Source organism: Alteromonas sp. CH_MED4-4, assembly GCF_037029575.1.
In the GTDB taxonomy this organism is placed as follows: Bacteria; Pseudomonadota; Gammaproteobacteria; order Enterobacterales; family Alteromonadaceae; genus Alteromonas; species Alteromonas macleodii.
The window spans coordinates 73,230-90,089 of the sequence record NZ_JAYMEU010000006.1 but is presented as its reverse complement, the minus strand read 5'-3'; the positions used below and the strand labels follow the sequence as shown (position 1 = coordinate 90,089).

General features: G+C 45.4%; 15 protein-coding genes. 4 read left to right on the top strand and 11 right to left on the bottom strand.

What is annotated here, in order from left to right:
- Nucleotides 1-26: 26 nt before the first annotated feature.
- The 6 genes from WA381_RS06210 to WA381_RS06185 form a co-directional block, all read right to left on the bottom strand.
- Complete coding sequence (locus tag WA381_RS06210) at nucleotides 27-998, bottom strand: histone deacetylase family protein (protein WP_156085732.1); 972 nt, start codon at nucleotides 996-998, stop codon at nucleotides 27-29.
- Nucleotides 995-2,836 (bottom strand): bifunctional acetyl-CoA hydrolase/transferase family protein/GNAT family N-acetyltransferase, encoded by a 1,842-nt coding sequence (locus WA381_RS06205; protein WP_156085731.1) that lies wholly within the window; start codon nucleotides 2,834-2,836, stop codon nucleotides 995-997. Before WA381_RS06205 ends, WA381_RS06210 begins: the two co-directional genes overlap by 4 nt.
- Before the next feature lie 131 nt (nucleotides 2,837-2,967).
- Complete coding sequence (locus tag WA381_RS06200) at nucleotides 2,968-3,465, bottom strand: alpha/beta hydrolase (protein WP_076012076.1); 498 nt, start codon at nucleotides 3,463-3,465, stop codon at nucleotides 2,968-2,970.
- Between the two features lie 57 nt (nucleotides 3,466-3,522).
- Nucleotides 3,523-6,621, bottom strand: coding sequence for an efflux RND transporter permease subunit (locus tag WA381_RS06195; protein ID WP_156085730.1), 3,099 nt, complete (start codon nucleotides 6,619-6,621; stop codon nucleotides 3,523-3,525).
- Between the two features lie 21 nt (nucleotides 6,622-6,642).
- On the bottom strand, nucleotides 6,643-7,788 hold the full coding sequence (locus tag WA381_RS06190) for an efflux RND transporter periplasmic adaptor subunit (RefSeq protein ID WP_014947826.1): 1,146 nt from the start codon (nucleotides 7,786-7,788) through the stop codon (nucleotides 6,643-6,645).
- A 316-nt stretch (nucleotides 7,789-8,104) separates the two neighbouring features.
- Nucleotides 8,105-8,818, bottom strand: coding sequence for a DNA-J related domain-containing protein (locus WA381_RS06185; protein WP_156085729.1), 714 nt, complete (start codon nucleotides 8,816-8,818; stop codon nucleotides 8,105-8,107).
- A 196-nt stretch (nucleotides 8,819-9,014) separates the two neighbouring features.
- Between WA381_RS06185 and WA381_RS06180 the strand changes: the two genes are divergently transcribed.
- On the top strand, nucleotides 9,015-9,731 hold the full coding sequence (locus WA381_RS06180; protein WP_014947824.1) for a DUF1499 domain-containing protein: 717 nt from the start codon (nucleotides 9,015-9,017) through the stop codon (nucleotides 9,729-9,731).
- Between the two features lie 74 nt (nucleotides 9,732-9,805).
- On the opposite strand, the gene WA381_RS06175 is transcribed toward WA381_RS06180, so the two are convergent.
- Together WA381_RS06175 and WA381_RS06170 are read right to left on the bottom strand one after the other, a co-directional pair.
- Nucleotides 9,806-10,123 (bottom strand): DMT family transporter, encoded by a 318-nt coding sequence (locus WA381_RS06175; protein WP_014947823.1) that lies wholly within the window; start codon nucleotides 10,121-10,123, stop codon nucleotides 9,806-9,808.
- Nucleotides 10,124-10,238: 115 nt separating this feature from the next.
- Complete coding sequence (locus WA381_RS06170) at nucleotides 10,239-10,841, bottom strand: LysE/ArgO family amino acid transporter (protein WP_014975330.1); 603 nt, start codon at nucleotides 10,839-10,841, stop codon at nucleotides 10,239-10,241.
- A gap of 177 nt (nucleotides 10,842-11,018) precedes the next feature.
- Between WA381_RS06170 and WA381_RS06165 the strand changes: the two genes are divergently transcribed.
- Entirely contained in the window at nucleotides 11,019-11,903 is an 885-nt protein-coding gene (locus WA381_RS06165) for an ArgP/LysG family DNA-binding transcriptional regulator (protein ID WP_156085728.1), read from the top strand.
- Between the two features lie 41 nt (nucleotides 11,904-11,944).
- On the opposite strand, the gene WA381_RS06160 is transcribed toward WA381_RS06165, so the two are convergent.
- The 3 genes from WA381_RS06160 to WA381_RS06150 form a co-directional block, all read right to left on the bottom strand.
- Entirely contained in the window at nucleotides 11,945-13,492 is a 1,548-nt protein-coding gene (locus WA381_RS06160) for a GGDEF domain-containing protein (protein WP_231506381.1), read from the bottom strand.
- A 208-nt stretch (nucleotides 13,493-13,700) separates the two neighbouring features.
- Nucleotides 13,701-14,888, bottom strand: a complete 1,188-nt coding sequence (locus WA381_RS06155) for a diguanylate phosphodiesterase (protein ID WP_156085726.1) — start codon at nucleotides 14,886-14,888, stop codon at nucleotides 13,701-13,703.
- Between the two features lie 150 nt (nucleotides 14,889-15,038).
- Nucleotides 15,039-15,347: a hypothetical protein gene (locus WA381_RS06150; protein WP_014975326.1), complete on the bottom strand. Its 309-nt coding sequence runs from the start codon at nucleotides 15,345-15,347 to the stop codon at nucleotides 15,039-15,041.
- A 224-nt stretch (nucleotides 15,348-15,571) separates the two neighbouring features.
- Between WA381_RS06150 and WA381_RS06145 the strand changes: the two genes are divergently transcribed.
- Nucleotides 15,572-16,039, top strand: coding sequence for a hypothetical protein (locus WA381_RS06145; protein ID WP_156085725.1), 468 nt, complete (start codon nucleotides 15,572-15,574; stop codon nucleotides 16,037-16,039).
- Between the two features lie 137 nt (nucleotides 16,040-16,176).
- Nucleotides 16,177-16,848 carry an OmpW/AlkL family protein gene (locus tag WA381_RS06140; RefSeq protein ID WP_156085724.1) on the top strand — a complete coding sequence of 224 codons (672 nt, stop codon included), beginning with the start codon at nucleotides 16,177-16,179 and terminating at the stop codon, nucleotides 16,846-16,848.
- Nucleotides 16,849-16,860 lie beyond the last annotated feature (12 nt).

Here is a 16,860-nt window from a genome sequence, read left to right as displayed (position 1 = left end):
TTACGTGCAATGCTGCCCTGTTGAGATTATTCAATAGGGCGGCTCATTCCCTTAAGGTGCGCCACTACGCTACGACCTAATGCACTTAAATCGTAGCCGCCTTCTAGCATACTCACTATTCTACCCTGACAGCATTCATCTGCCACAGCGCGAAGCTGTTGGCTTATCCAAAAATAATCGTCTTCCACCAAACGCAAATGGGCCATAGGGTCTTCGGCATGGGCATCAAAACCAGCAGAAATAAGAATCAGCTCCGGTTGAAAATTGCGTAATGCATCAAACCAATGTTGTACTTTTTCTCGAAATACCTTACCCGTAGTTCCCGCTTCAAGCGGTACCGAAAGAATATTACTTGCAGATACCGGCGACCCGCTGTGAGGATAAAAGGGATGCTGAAAGCTGCTGCACAGCATAATGCGCTGATCGCCAGCAACAATTTGCTCAGTACCGTTACCGTGGTGTACGTCAAAATCGATAATGGCAACACGTTTTAATTCATAGTTTTGAAGCGCATAGCGCGCGGCAATAACAATGTTATTAAAAATGCAAAAGCCCATGGCGCTATCGTAGGTAGCGTGGTGCCCCGGTGGCCTGGTCGCACAGAATGCCTGCCTGTCGTTACCTTCCATGACCCAGTCCACGGCGTTACATCCCGCACCTGCCGATTCCAGCGCTGCATTTAAACTGTGTCGCATTAAGCCAGTATCTTCGTCTAACCAGGCCACGTTATCCTTGTTTTCCGAATAGAGCGTTTTTTCATGGTCGCTAAATATGGACTGAGCCGCATGCTCAAACACACTTTTCACATAGTAAGGGTCATGGGCTAGTTTGAGATAGGCTTCGGCAATAGGCGTGGCATCGGCATGCTCACATACCATATCGAGTCCAGAAGACAGTAATTGGTCGTCAATGGCGAACAAGCGATCCGGTGACTCGGGGTGATCTTTCCCCAGGTCGTGTTTAGTGCCGTGTTTGCCGCGAAAAATTTTAATTGTCATGCGAGTGATGCCAAATCTAGTACTAACTCTATGTCACTGGGGTCACCAGTAAACTTCCGCTTAAATTGCGCTTGCTCGAAAATGGCAATCATCGGGCTATTATCGCCGCGTACGTAGGCCATCATCTTCGCAATCCCCCTCTTTTTTGCCACGTTGATTAACTCGTTTAACAACCGGCTTGCCATACCCTTACCCTGCTGGGTTTCACGGGTAACAAACGCGGCTTCACAGGTATTGTCATCAGGATTGAAGTAAAACCGCCCCACAGCGTGAATGGTAATTCGGGAGCCTTCTTGCCTTACAATACACAACGCCGCATCAGAGCTTTGGTCCACCGACACCAAATTACACGACTTTTCACGAGACATTTGTTTCGGGTCGTAGTTATAACGCAGCCTCAGCGTTTCTTTAGTGTGGGAATAAAAGAATTCCTGCAAACGCCGTTCATCGGCTGGGTTCAGCGGGCGCATATAAAAGGTTTCCCCTTGAATATTTAGCTTTTTGAGCTGAATTGCCCCCAGTTCTGGAATGTCGGTCGGGTACTTTTCCTGATAATGGGGCACCCAATAATGCTGTCTTACTTCTTCTAAGAGCGCTGCACGGAATTTCGGGTGTGCCACACGAATAAGCTCCAGTGCTCGCTCTCGAATACTCTTACCTTTAAGCGACGCTATGCCGTATTCGGTCACCACGTACTGCACGTTGCCTCGCGAAGTCACAACCCCCGCCCCTTCGCTTATGCGCGGTGTAATACGAGAAATGGTTTCGTTCCTTGCAGTAGAAGGCAGCGCTATAATCGCTTTCCCACCTTTGCTAATAGACGCACCAGTTACAAAATCTACTTGCCCGCCTATGCCACTGTAAAAGTCATAGCCCAGTGAATCGGCCACCACCTGACCGGTTAAATCCACTTCAAGTGCACTGTTTATAGCGACCATATTGTCGTTCTTGGCAATATTGGTGGGCTTGTTTACATAACTACTCGGGTAAAACTCGATGTGAGGGTTACTATCAATTAAGTCGTAAAGCTTGCGGGTGCCAATAGCGAAGCTAGTAACAATTTTACCGGGGTGGAAAGTCTTCTTCTTGTTGGTGATAGCGCCAGACTCCAACAGTTCAATAATACTGTCGGTGAGCATTTCGCTGTGAATACCCAGGTCTTTGTGGTTACACAGATATTTAAGGGTGGCACTCGGTATTTTCCCAATACCAAATTGCAGCGTTGCGCCATCGTCCACCAGCATTGAAACATACTGACCAATTCGCTCTGCCACCGAATCGATAGGCGGCGGCGATACTTCAACAAGTGGCTCTTCGGCTTCGATGCAGGCCGTTATTTCACTAATATGGATGTACGAATGCCCGGCGGTTCTTGGCACCTGAGGGTTAATTTGAGCGATCACTTTTTTGCTTTGTCTGATTGCTGACATAGCTATATCTACAGCCGGGCCTAGCGAGCAGTAGCCGAACTCATCTGGAGGACTTACGTTAACCAGCGCAGCATCCAGTGCCAGCGTACCGTCGCTAAATAAGCTTGATATTTCAGACAAGAAAACGGGGGTGTAATCAGCGCGACCTTCGTCTACTGCCTTACGCATGGCTTCACCGCCAATGAAGAAGGTGTTGGCTTTAAAAAGGTTCTTATACTCTTCCTTTACCCATCGGGTATCACCTAACGCCAGCATATGAACCAGCTCGATGTCGCTAAACCCTTCGCTGTTATCAATAAGATGCTGCACCAATGCGTGCGGCACTGAGGCATTTCCGCCAACAAAGACACGGCAACCAGACTTTATCAGCGAGGACCATTGTGGCGCTTGAGGTAAACTAAATGTCATTTCCATCTGCCCTGTTTTAAGCAATGTCTCATCATGCCATAAAAACAGGTGCTTTCCCGCATTTGCGTAAGCGTGAGCTATAAGCGATTGGTCGTAGGCTTATTGAACCAGCAAGCCCTACTATCGAAGATTTAGTATCGGAATTTTTCCAACCAATTTCTGAAAAACGGAGAAATAACAGACTTACTGTTTGCAAGGCGGTGGCCGTCATTAAGCAATAAGAGCTGAGCTTTTTGATGACGCGCGTACTTTAAGCTGTTTTCAATAGGCACGATATCGTCATTCCAGCCATGCACTAAACTCACATAGCCGTCGTAGGGGAAACGTTGAATCTTGTAGTTCGGCAAATATAACGCAGGGGCCATAAGAAATACGCCCCTGGCGGAGATATGGCTAGCCGCAGCGAGTGAAACATAGCCACCCATACTGGAGCCAACCAAAACCACATCATTGCACTTTTCAGCGACAAATTCTTTAAGGCGAGCTAGGCGTGCTTCTGGGCAGTCGAGATCTTGATAATCAATACTCTCGACGCCAAAGCCCATATCGCTCGCTACATTTGAAAGCGTTGTTATTTTACTGCCCCATGGACCGCTTTCTTTGCCGTGAGAAAAAACAACGGTAGTCATTACCTATATCCCTATACAAAAATGAAATGTTTTCCCCCACTCTAGCGCACTTGCTTGTTACTTGTCTTCCCTGTGAAAGAGTTTTTCTACCATCACGTAGAACATAGGCACGAAGAAAATTGCCAAGAATGTAGCAGCAAACATGCCGCCCATAACTGCAATACCAATCGCATTTTGGCTGGCTGCACCAGCACCACTAGCCAGCGCTAGCGGGGTTACCCCCAGAATAAACGCCATTGATGTCATCAGTATTGGACGGAAACGCTGAGAAGCCGCATTCGATACTGCAGTCATTAAATCTTCGCCGTTTTCATATTGCTCTTTCGCAAATTCAACAATAAGGATGGCGTTTTTCGCCGCCAAGCCAACCGTTGTCAAAAACGCGACTTGTAAGTATACATCGTTCGGCAAGTTGAAGATAAATGCTGCTGTTACCGAGCCTAGTATGCCTAGAGGTACGACCAACATTACAGCAAATGGCACAGACCAGCTTTCGTATAACGCTGCCAAACACAAGAAAACAATCAAAATTGAAAGGGTATAAAGCAAAGGAGCTTGCGAGCCAGCTTCCTGCTCTTCAAACGATAATCCAGCCCATTCAATTGCAAAACCAGGAGGCAATTGCTCTACGAGCTTTTGCATTTCAGCCATTGCTTCGCCTGACGATACGCCCTCCGCAGCGCTACCTTGAATGTTCACAGATGAAACACCGTTAAAGCGCTCTAGCTTGGGCGAACCATATACCCACTCCGTGGTAGAGAAGGTACTGAAGGCAACCATCTCACCATCGCTATTGCGCACGAACCACTTATCAAGGTCTTCTGGTGTCATACGATGGGGTAAGTCGGCTTGCATATAAACCCGCTTGATGCGCCCCTTATCAATAAAGTCGTTAACATAACTTGAACCCCAGGCAATTTGTAGTGCACTGTTAATTTCACTTAAGTTCAAGCCAAGAGCTGACGCCTTTTCACTATCAATATTGATTTTAAATTGAGGAACATCGCTTAGTCCATTAGGGCGAACGCCCGCCAGTTTGGGGTTCTGTGCCGCCATGCCCAACAGCTGATTACGCGCGTTCATCAGCGCTTCGTGACCATTTCCACCACGGTCAACCAGCTGCATATCAAAACCTGTTGCATTACCTAGTTCCATGATAGGCGGAGGCACTATAGGAAAGGCTGAGGCATCTTGAATTTGGCTAAATGCTCCGAAAGCTCGGTTCATCACTGCAAACGCAGAATTATTTTCGTCTCTTACACTCCAGTCGTTGAAGTTTAAGAAAGCCATACCCGCGTTTTGCGCCTGACCCGCAAAGCTAAAGCCCACAACCGCGAACATGCCGTTAACCGCGTCTTGTTCTTGTTCAAGAATATAGTCTTCCACTTGCTTGATAGACTCGAGCGTACGGCCAGCCGTTGCACCAGGCGGTGTGCTTACCAACACCATCATACGCCCTTGGTCTTCATCTGGAAGAAACGCACCAGGAAGCTGGCTGAAAATAAATGCCATACCACCTACCAGCAAACCATAAACAACGAAATAGCGCTTAAAGCGTTGCGCCATATGAGTTGTAGTCTTTTGATAGCGATCGCGGCCTTTGTTAAACGTGCGGTTAAACCAGCCAAAGAAGCCTTTGTTCTTGTCATGGTTTTCCGGATGCTTTTTCAATAACGTGGCGCACAAAGACGGTGAAAGGACAATGGCGACCAATACCGAAAATGCCATAGCCGACACGATAGTAACCGAGAACTGACGATAAATAGCGCCTGCTGAGCCGCTGAAGAACGCCATTGGAATAAATACCGTTGAAAGCACGGCCGCAATACCAACAAGTGCACCTGTGATTTGAGTCATCGACTTTTTAGTGGCTTCGGCAGGTGAGAGACCTTCCTCTTCCATAATACGTTCAACATTTTCCACCACCACGATGGCATCATCTACGAGCAGACCGATAGCAAGTACCATAGCAAACATGGTTAGCACGTTAATACTAAAGCCAAATGCCAGTAGCACAGCAAAGGTGCCGAGCAATACCACAGGTACCGCAATGGTAGGGATCAACGTTGCACGCCAATTTTGAAGGAACAGTAGCATCACCAAGAATACCAGTACTACCGCTTCAATAAGCGTATGTACTACCGACTCGATAGACAGCTCGATAAAAGGAGAACTATCAACCGGGTAAACCACTTTAACTGTATCTGGCAAATTCGAGCGCAGTTCTTCAACTCGGGCTTTTACTGCCTTAATGGTATCTAGTGCGTTTGCGCCAGAGGCAAGGCTTATCGCCATACCTGATGCAGGCTTGCGATCGTATCGAACAATAACGTCGTAGCTTTGCGCACCCAGTTCAACACGCGCAACGTCACGCACGCGAACCTGAGAACCATCGGTATTTACGCGAAGTACGATGTTTTCGAAATCTTCAACGGTTTGAAGGCGACTTTGCGCTTGAATAGTCGCGTTAATTTGCTGATTTTCTATTGCAGGCATGCCACCTAATTGACCAGCAGACACATCTGTATTTTGTACCTGAACGGCGCCTTGAACGTCAGTAGGTGTAAGATTGTAGCTGTACAGTTTATCTGGATCTAACCATATACGCATTGAACGCTGCGCACCGAATACCCGTACATTTCCTACACCATTAACACGGGAAATCGGGTCGCGAAATTGAGAAACTAACAGGTCGCTCAGGTCATATTGCGTCATTGAGTCGTCTTCAGAATAGAAGCCAACTGCCAATGCAAATGCGCTATTTGCTTTAGTTACGGTTACCCCTTGTTGCTGTACCTGAGTAGGCAACAGCGGCAGTGCACCCTGTACCTTATTCTGAGTTTGTACTTGCGCAATATCAGGGTCAGCACCTGGCTCAAAAGTGAGCGTAATAGACATGCTGCTGTTCGAACTGCTTGCCGAGAAATAACGTAGGTTATCAATTCCCGTCAGGCTTTGTTCTATCACCTGAGTAACCGAGTTCTCTACGGTTTCTGCAGATGCTCCAGGATACGTTGCTGAGATAGTCACCGAGGGCGGTGCCACCTTGGGATATTGTTCAATGGGGAGTGAGGTAATTGCCAACACACCCGCCATCATTGTGATAATTGCCAGCACCCATGCAAACACGGGCCTGTCTATAAAGAAACGAGCCATATTACTTAAATCCCTTGTTTGCTATCGTGAGCCACGTGATGATGGTTGCCACTCTGACGGATTAACTTTCGCGCCAGGCTTCACCTTCTGATATCCAGTTACAATTACCTTTTCGCCTTCGCTCACACCGCTTAGGGCAACATATTGGTCTCGATAGATTTTGCCTATTTCCAAGGTACGACCTTCAACTTCGTTGTTTTGGTTAACAACATAAACTGAAAGCGAACCGTCTGGTTGGCGTGTCGTTGCGCGTTGAGGAACAAGCAGCGCATTTTCGCGTCCAGTAATGACGTGGCCTTTCACAAACAAGCCAGGCAGCAATACACCATCTGGATTTGGCATTTCAGCACGAAGTGTTACCGACCCAGTGGTCTCATCAACCGTTACCTCAGAAAATTTAACGCTGCCTGTTTGGTCGTAACGCTTGCCTGTTACTTCATCTACCGTTAATTCAACATCCATTGAACCTTGGTTTCTCATTGACTGACGAAGCGTAATAATTGACGCACCTGACTCCTGCATATCAATGAAAACTGGGTCAAGCTGTGTAATGGTTGCAAGTTGCTGAGATTGGTTCGTAGTAACAAGGGTACCTTCAGTAACAAAAGAGCGGCTAATACGTCCGCTGATTGGGGCGTACACTTTGGTGTAACCCATATTAACCTTCGCTACGTCAACAGCTGCCTCAGCTACGCTAATTGCCGCTTGCGCTTGATCTTTCTGAGCAATTACGTCGTCATATTCTTGTTTGCTTACCGCGTTTTGCGCAACAAGGTCGTCATAGCGTCGCGCCTTTGCTTCCAACGTTTTAAGGTTCGCTTGAACACTTTTCAAATCGGCTTTTGCGCTATTTAACTGTGCTAGATAACGGGCTTCGTCAATTTGATAAAGCTGCTGTCCTTTTTCTACATGTGCGCCTTCTTCAAACAAGCGCTCCGTAATAACACCATCTACCTGAGGACGCACCTGAGATTGACGAGACGGGCTTACTCGGCCCGGTAACACCATTTCATGTACTACAGGTTCTTGTTTCAGTGTAACTACCGATACTGAGGGTGCAGGCATACCTTGCTGAGCACCTTGCTGTGCTTGCTCGCCTTCATTCGAACACCCAATAACGCCGACAAGGGTTATTAATGCTGCAGTAACATAAAAAATGCGACTCATAAATTTTCTATTTCCCAATAACTTTTTGTACAGAACACGGCCTTTGCTCTGCATATCCAATTTTAAAATTAAAGCTTATTGCTTCCGGTGCACCGAATTATCTAGCGCATTTCAAAGCCTGAAACTGCGATAATTGGTTTTGAAGTGGCATAGTTAAGCGATCATTGATACGGATCTACGCTCTTATAGGTCATATTGTGCGCATTTATAGATGATAATAAAAGTCAATGAAGTTGAAATTACTGAAGTTGTCGGTCAAATACCTGAGCGTGTATACGTTATACGAATAAAGCGAAATCACAGCGCACTTAACGTTCTATTTTAACGAATAATACCCCAGCAATAACTGGTAGGCGTGAATGACGTCTTGGGCTTCCTGTTGCGTTCCTCCCTTATCAGGGTGAACCAACTGCAGGGCTTTTTTATATACTCGTTTTAGTACCGACAAAGAAACATGTTCATCTTGGGGTAGGCCCAGAAGCGCGTGGGCATCGGCAATATCTTCCTGCTCAACGGTGTGCGCGTTTCCTGAGGCCATGCGATGCCAAAACGCATTAAGCAGTGCATCTACACTTTTTCTGTCGGCCTTCTCAAAATTGCCCCAGTCCAAGTAGTATTCAGCTAAGGTATCAGCTTCGGTTATTGCTCCAACCTTATCCTGGCTTTCTTTATCATTGTCGCCGTGGGCACTATTATGGTCGCTGTGGGTACTATTTTTGTCGCTGTGGGCACTTTCTTGGTTTAACTTAATATTTAGAGTATGAATGTCTAGCACGCCTTCGCCCTGCTCTATCCAACGACGTTTAAGTTGATAAAGGGCGTGAAACACAATGAAATGGGTTTTAAAGAGCATTAAAGGCTCTCGTAACGAAGCGTCATCAAAAAAGTGATATGGCGCTTTTTTCAAAATCTCAATGAGCTCATACTCGCTCACACCACGTTGAAAAAGCGGCTTTTGTGTCGATAACGTATCAACAAGTAGTTCGGCTTGAAGCACGTAAGCTTCGCTGGCATCAGGCTGATTTTGCAAAACTAATTACCTTGCTTTAAATAGGGTTCATCCAGGGCCTGCTGGTCTTTGATGTACGTTAAAGACCAACAGCCCTAGTGTACAAACATGTTAAATATTGGCCTAGTACCGATTTTATTGCTAGAAAGTAATCCAAAACGCAACGTTCACTGTTAAAGTAGCTTAGTAAAAATAAAATAATAACTTTGGAGTTCACTTGAAAGCACTCATTGCCCTTACCAGTATTGTCGGTTTTCTTATGGTGGTATTACCCGGCCCCCTTTATCAGTATGCCGGTGTGAGTTTAGGCACCGCATTTACTTCACTGCGATTTGGCGTGTATGTGGGCGGCGCAGCGTTGATACTCATTATTTTGCAGGTTTTGATTAACCGTAAAAACGTTAGCTGGGGAAGCACCTTTATCTGTGCCATTCTTGCCCTGGTTGCTGTAGGAATGCCGGTGAGCATGATGAGCAAAGCCAGCGCAGTTCCTCCGATCCATGACATTACTACCGATGTCACTAATCCGCCGGAGTTCGTTGCAATTGCTCCGCTACGCGAAGGTGCGCCTAACTCCATCGCTTACGAAGGCGGTGAAGTCACTAAGCAGCAACTAGAAGCTTACCCTGAAATTAAAACTCAATTGCTGCCGCAACCCGCAAATGAGGTCTACATCGCTGCAGAAAAAGCCATAGAGGCGCTTGGATGGGAACGCGTTAACGACGGCGCATTGCCGAACACCTTGGAAGCCACCGACACCACAGCGTGGTTTGGTTTTAAAGACGACGTAGTTATTCGTCTAACCGCTAAAAGCGATGACACACTGGTTGATATCCGCAGCAAATCACGAGTAGGGAAAAGTGATTTAGGCAAGAATGCTGAACGTATCGAAACCTTTATGGCAGAGCTTAGAAACCAACTTGGATATCACTAAAATCTGACCACCCGCTTAAAAAACAAAGCCCGTTCGCACTAAGCTAACGGGCTTTTTTGTAATTGGACCTAACTTTAGTGGGCCAACTTTAAGACAACGACTCCTGCAACAATAAGCGCTACGCCGAAATATCGTGCCAATGACGAGGGGTCGCCATAAAACATAACACCCACTAAAAATGTGCCCGCGGCGCCAATTCCTGTCCACACAGCGTACGCCGTTCCAATTGGAATTTGTTTTTGCGCCATCCATAAACAAAAACCACTGGCAGCCATAAACCCAACCGCAAGTAAAATACCCATTACGCGGGTTTCCGCCTCTTGTGACATTTTTAGTCCAACAGGCCAACCAATTTCCAGAAGGCCCGCCACAATCAAATAAATCCAGCTCACCAGTCTATCCCTCTCTTCGCGCTCATTGTCAACTATCACAGATGCGTAGCGTACCGTCTTAAATCATAAAGCGTACTCGACGCGTCGTAATATTTTGCTATTTAGCGCTTTTGCCTTACAAACTCGCCAACTGAATACTTACCATACCTAATACCGCAGCATTAAGACGGTTAAACCAACGCCAGAAATTAGGGCGCTGCATATGGTGTGCAAAACGTGCGGTTAAGGTACTCAAACCTACGAACCAAACCACCGATGCACCAATAGCTCCACCCACAAACCACCATTTATTTTCTTGCCACTGACTCGCTAAGTTTCCCATCAATAGTAAAGTGTCTAGGTAAAAGTGGGGGTTTAACCAAGTTACTGCCAACGCAATGAGTAGTGCTTTTTTGAACGACAGTTGCTTTTTCGCCATTTCTAAAACAAGCGCGTCGTTGGCCAAAGATGATTTTATTTTGTTAAAAGCAATCCACAGTAAGAACGCAACACCAGCCCACTTGGTGATAGACACCAGCATTGGGTATTCCTGCAATAGCAAGCCAAAGCCCATCGCACCTAAGCTTATTGAGATAGCATCGCTTAGGATAAACAGCAGGACAAACAAGGTTGTCCACTGTCGCTTCATCGATTGCTCAATCAAAAAACTGTTTTGTGCGCCTACTGCAATAATTAAGGTACCGCCCATCACGAAACCACTTGTTGCTGCCGCCAACATGATAAATGCCTCTTAGTGTAAATAAGTTCAAACGCCGTAGCTGTAACGCGGTTTAAGGTTACATGCTGAATAATTGGCTTGATTTTATACACCTTGAAAGACTAAATTAAATTAATGATATTTGTTTTGAATAAGCAAAATTAATACTTATAACCTTCTTTTCACAGGTAGTCATTAATGTTGGATTACGACGCGCTTCGATGCTTTCATGAAGTGTTACGCTACGGCGGATTTGAAAAAGGTGCACAGGCCCTAAACCTCACCCAGTCGGCGGTATCGCAAAAAATAAAACGGCTAGAGCAGAGTGTCGGCGGCCCAGTGATGGTTCGCACTAAGCCGCTTCGCGCTACGCCACTGGGAAAAGAGCTGCTGGCGCATATTCAAAAAGTAAGCGTATTAGAAGAAGCGCTGAATATACAAAGTGGATTAGAAGCGTCGGCTGCACCTATAAGCGTTGCCGTGAATAACGATGTGCTGGCTACCTGGTTCTCGCAAGTAATGGCCGCGTTTAGTGATAAGCGTGCCAACCCGATTCATATTGTTAATGCGGATCAAACTCAAACCCGAGACATATTACAGCAAGGCCGTGTAATGGCTTGCATTAGCCAAACAGGTACACCCGTTACCGGTGGGCAATCTATAAGACTGGGAACTATGCGCTATCAACTTTATGCATCGCCTCGCTTCATTGAGCGATACCTGCATAAAGAAACATCCCCCCAGAGCGTGATGAGTACACCGGGTTTGCTGTACGACGAATACGATGTGACTTTGCTGACTGATTATCAACGAGAGTGTTTAAACATAGCCCCCTCTTTTACAACTTGTCATTGGTATCCATCGTCTCATGGCTTTGTCAAAATGGCACTAGATGGCGTGGTGTGGGCTTTGCTACCCACGCTTCAAGTTGAACAAGAGGTTAACGAAGGCGATCTCGTTCCGTTATTTCCTCAAAAAGAGCTTGGTGTACCGTTATTTTGGCACTGGACAACCCTTGAATCGGCAGCGCTTGCCGACTTGACCAAAGCCGTAAAGAATATAGCGAAAGCGCAGCTTAAATGACCCTAATACACTGCGTGTGTGATACGTTGCTGGAAGGTTAATTAAGAAGACGCCAATTGAGCCGTCTTATGCTTCTCCTTAACGCTGTACATCAGTTTATCTGCTTTATTTAACAGAGTGGTGAGATCTTTGCAGCGTTCATTTGTGATGTATGTGCCTACGCTTGCCGTAACAGAAATAACAACGTTATCGGTTCTAATATCCCTTTCCAGAAGACTGGCTTCTATGCGCGCAGCCAAGCGCTCAGATTGTCCTTCACTGTAACAGTGGCTTAGCACCACAAATTCATCGCCGCCAAGGCGCCCTACTGCATCTTGGTCTCGGCATCGGCTCAGCAGAATTTTAGCAATAACCTGCAGCACTTTATCGCCGCAATGGTGCCCGTAATGATCATTAATCTCCTTGAAGTTATCAACGTCGATAAATAGCAAGGTCAAATATCCTCCTTCCTTGTTGAAGTTAGTAAGCAGGCTTTGTGCTATCCCTTCCCATCCACTGCGGTTTAGCACTTTACACAAGGAATCTGTAGACGCACGTTTGAATGCACTAAGCCTGTCGTCATCGAGCTTTTTTACCTTTCTCGACGTGGCAATAGCAAAAATAAACGCTTCAATAGTTATTCCCACAATAAGTCCGTAGCGGTACATAAACGCTGACACGTCTGAAAAAACCAATCGAAACATCATGGAAAACACCATGACAGCAATACCCATTAATACTAAGTTTGAGCAATGTACTTTGCGGTAGGCGGCATAAACACAGCTTGATAGCGTACAGGTCATTGTTATCAGCGTGATAAGACTTAGCGTACTATTTACTCTCATCGCATCAGAAGTGGACAGAATGATCTGCACAAATGAAAGTGCCAGTGCCGAACACGCCATTCCCAGGATAAACTGGCGCTGCCATACTTTTAGCAGTGCTTTGAAATCGAGTAGTTGATCAAGAAACTTTACCGCAGCAAATACCGTGATCCCTGCGAATAACAGATGCAGTTTAAAGTTCGAGAAAAAGGCGACATGGGGAAACGCAATGTTCAGTAACCCTTCTTGAAGCAAAAAGAAAATTGCCGCACTGAGCACATAGAAACTGTAGGAGTAAAAGCCGTAGTTGCGCATACTCGTTCCCAGCATTCCTACGTACAAGGTTAACGCTAAGCAAAAGCCGATGAACAAGCTTAATGTGAAGGTATGTATTGACGCCAACGTCTGAAAATCATTTAACGTAGCGATATTTAGCCTGACAGGTCGCTCTACCTGAGAGTTAATATCCAAAAATAGACGCTTATGGGTATTATCTATTGCATAGGACTCAAATGCGCCGGTTAACTTGGGGACTTTTTGCATCTCGCTGTCATACAGCTGATTATAAGAAAGGTAGTTTCTTGGGAAATAGAGAACGTGAGTCGCGTTGACATCGCAGCTTAACGAAAGACGCTGTGCACCTTCTTTAAGTACGATAGACAGAGCACTATCGGTATCAGTATCAGAAGTACCATTTTCAGCATTAATGACGCACGCTGCATTGGCAAACGTGCCGAACGTCAGCAAAATCAACCCAAACAACAAGCGAACAAAATTAAGCGACACTCCACATGCCATAGATTTGCTTCCTACTGGTACCGCAGCTAAATCCGTGTAGCAAAAATATCCCTGTACGGCTATTACACAAAGATGAGTTATGAGTATTTATATTCTGGTATAAAAACTCACACCCATTAAGCTTAGTTTAAAAATGTGAGAACGCTGAAAAATATCCTGCGGAATGACAAGAAATATATATTTTTCCTATGCGGAGTTAGCTGCTAGCGCCGTCGAAGGAAAAATCAATACCACTAACACCATTTAATTTGGGCTTTGCGAACAAGAACCCCTGAAATCTTTGTACACCCGCATGTTGCAACCACAGCCACTCATCAATCGTTTCGACGCCTTCTACCACCAAGGGAATTCCCATAGAGTTGGCAAACTCGAGTACAGCCTCGGTTATTGCTTGTCGATGCCCGCTTTCGTGAATGCCTGTCGTTATTTTTCTATCTAATTTAATTTTGTCTGGTGTGAAGTCTGCGAGTAATGATAACCCTGCGTACCCTGCGCCGAAGTCATCTATAGCGACTCTCATGCCTCGTGAACGGATCTGCTCTATTGCTTGGTAAAATGTGTCACTTTCGCTGATTATTTCTGTTTCGGTAACTTCGATAACAAGCTGCTGTGGTTTCAATTTATTTAGTTTAACCAATTCGTGAAGGTAGTCTGCGACGTTGACGGTGGAGGTAATCGCTCCGGGGCATAAATTGATGGATAAAGACTGGTCTGAAGATAGCAACGCAGCGCCTTGCTTAATTGCTATAGCTTTGCTTTTTAGATCAAAATCGTACTTTTCCAGCCCAACCAGTTCCTCCAAAATAGTCTCAGGATATCTCCCATCGTTACTTCTGATTAGGGCTTCAATTGAAGAAACACGAGCTCTGAAGGTATCCACAATAGGCTGAAAGGCAAACTGGATGTCAGAGTTTTCGAAGGGTTTAACTGATTTCTCTGACGTCGTAACGTTAGCTCTTACGTCTTTGCGCGCGTTATCACTTAAACAAGTTCGCCATTTCCCAGAAGCAAAGCTGTTGAGAAGCGCAAATATCCGGCTTTCCCGGCTAATATTAATGTCCGAAGGTAACCAATAGCAGCGGCTTCCTTCCGCGACAGAAAGCGTTCTTAAATGCCAATCTCCAAAATCGCGTTTGTGAATGACCATTTCGGTCACTTTCATAATGTTGCTGTGACGACTGTCTGTTTTTATATGTTCGAAAAGCGCGTTTACCTTCTCACAATTTCCTTCAAGCACTTGAAAGAAGTATTCCCCATCAAACAAAAGAATACCTGTAATGTGGTTTTTCGCATTAAATGGCAGTGAATCGTTTGTTATTTTAAGAAGTTCATTTTCATCAATTTTTACCGTCGACTGACTTCTGTAAACTAACTGCTTGAGCACGGGTTGCCTCTTATTAAACTTTGTTTTCATCCCTGCTTCGAACTAGCTGCAACCTCTTTTTACAGCTTTCTTTTCATAGTGTGGGGCAAAGTATAGTCTTAGAAACGAGAATCTCGCAAAGTCGGTTTAGGTAACTTTGCTTAACTTAAATTAACGTCTTTCAATGGCGGGAATCTCAATATATGCATCGGGATCAGATTCTTTTAGCGCATTAAGTTTACGTTTTCTTGTCGCTCGCTCATCAATAGTTTCACCAAAAACCTGTACGTGTAAGTCGGCAATCAGCGCCTTGCCCTGTTCATTGGTAATTATCCCTAGAAGCTCGCCAGCGTGCATAAATCCTTGTACCCGATATTTCTCAGCATCGACCTTTTTACCGTTTTTGCTGGCTGTATAAAGCGCGATAAGCTGTTCGGTACAAGCATCTAAAAAACGTACCTTCTGTTTCTCATCAATCATTATCTTATTCTTTCCTTCGGTGGCTTGTATTCAGACACCTTAGCGAGATTTTGATGTTATGGGTAGATGTAAGCTTAACTATGCGCCTAACGCCGACTAAGTTGGGCCAATTGATTACTTCAACTAAAGTTCATTGGTGAAATAGCCGTTTGATGCCTACGCTCTCATTAGTGCTAGAAAGAAACTTTCTAGGTAGTCACCGTTAAATTTATGTGAGCATCACTATGCGAGTTCAAATAGCGTTAGGCTTGGTTGCTGCCTTGGTATTTGCCCCCGTTGTTGTTGCAAAGGGAAATGCTCATCATTGGGAAACGTCACCCCATCATTTATCTGCATTGGTAGGTACCACTTACACAAAAGAGTGCGGAAACGCTTTTACACTAGGTATCGATTACGAATACCGTGTGAGCGATTTTTTAGGCGTAGGCTTTGTGGCTGAATACGCGTTTGAAGACTTAGACGCTTACACCTACCTGCTTGTTGCTGACCTGCACATTACCAATAATTTTATTGCACAAATAGGCCCCGGCGTTGAGTTTCACGGCAGCCATAAAATGGAGGTGGCCCGGTTAGGCTTTTTGTATGAGTTTGAAGTATTGGGGGTTACCATATCGCCGCAGCTTCATTACGACTATCATCGAAATAATAAAAGTGCAGTGGTTGCTGGTTTGGCAATTGGTATGTCGTTTTGATTACAGCGCAATTCTGCGCCGTTTTTAGCTTTTTATATGACGAAGGCTTTTAATCTAACGTTAATCTTCTAGAAAGTTCTTTTTAAGTAAGTCTGTTTAGTCTTATCTGTGTTCAATTATCAGACTGAGAGACTACGATGAAAAACTTAGCTTTAGCACTAACCGCCCTTCCCTTTATTGCTTCAGCATCCAGTGCAGTTGCATTTGAAAAAGGCGACATTCTCGTCCGAGGTGGCTTTGCCACGGTTGCACCTGATGAATCGTCTTCAAACATTAACGTGGGGGACGACTTGGGCTTTGGCCTGACCATTGATAACAACACGCAATTGGGCCTCACCGCGGCCTATTTCATCACGGATAGAGTTAACGTAGAAGTATTAACCGCAACACCGTTCACACATGACGTTAATTTCGCTATCGATAACCCATTAGGAACAGGTAACCAGCTAGGCGAAGTAACCCACCTTCCGCCCACAGTGACGGTTAACTATTACTTTAACGATCCATCAAGTGCTTTTCAGCCCTATGTGGGTGCGGGCCTAAACTATACGTTTATTTATGACGAGCAATTTACGGGAGCTAATGAAGAGGCAGGGCTTAGTGACTTATCTCTAGATAACTCGTTTGGCTTAGCCGCACAAGTGGGAATAGACTATCAGTTAAGCGAAAGATGGTTTTTGAATGCCGCCGTTCGTTGGATAGATATAGACACAGAAGCAAGCTTCAACCTAGGTGATACCCGGGGCTCTGTGAGCGCTATTGAAATAGACCCCTTTGTCTATGCTATTTCGCTAGGTTACCGGTTTTAGGTAACCGTTTAA

Coding starts and splice junctions, on each gene's coding strand:
- WA381_RS06200 (WP_076012076.1), bottom strand. CDS start 3,465: ATGACTACCGTTGTTTTTTCTCACGGCAAAGAAAGCGGTCCATGGGGC.
- WA381_RS06210 (WP_156085732.1), bottom strand. CDS start 998: ATGACAATTAAAATTTTTCGCGGCAAACACGGCACTAAACACGACCTG.
- WA381_RS06205 (WP_156085731.1), bottom strand. CDS start 2,836: ATGACATTTAGTTTACCTCAAGCGCCACAATGGTCCTCGCTGATAAAG.
- WA381_RS06165 (WP_156085728.1), top strand. CDS start 11,019: ATGTTGGATTACGACGCGCTTCGATGCTTTCATGAAGTGTTACGCTAC.
- WA381_RS06190 (WP_014947826.1), bottom strand. CDS start 7,788: ATGAGTCGCATTTTTTATGTTACTGCAGCATTAATAACCCTTGTCGGC.
- WA381_RS06195 (WP_156085730.1), bottom strand. CDS start 6,621: ATGGCTCGTTTCTTTATAGACAGGCCCGTGTTTGCATGGGTGCTGGCA.
- WA381_RS06145 (WP_156085725.1), top strand. CDS start 15,572: ATGCGAGTTCAAATAGCGTTAGGCTTGGTTGCTGCCTTGGTATTTGCC.
- WA381_RS06140 (WP_156085724.1), top strand. CDS start 16,177: ATGAAAAACTTAGCTTTAGCACTAACCGCCCTTCCCTTTATTGCTTCA.
- WA381_RS06170 (WP_014975330.1), bottom strand. CDS start 10,841: ATGTTGGCGGCAGCAACAAGTGGTTTCGTGATGGGCGGTACCTTAATT.
- WA381_RS06150 (WP_014975326.1), bottom strand. CDS start 15,347: ATGATTGATGAGAAACAGAAGGTACGTTTTTTAGATGCTTGTACCGAA.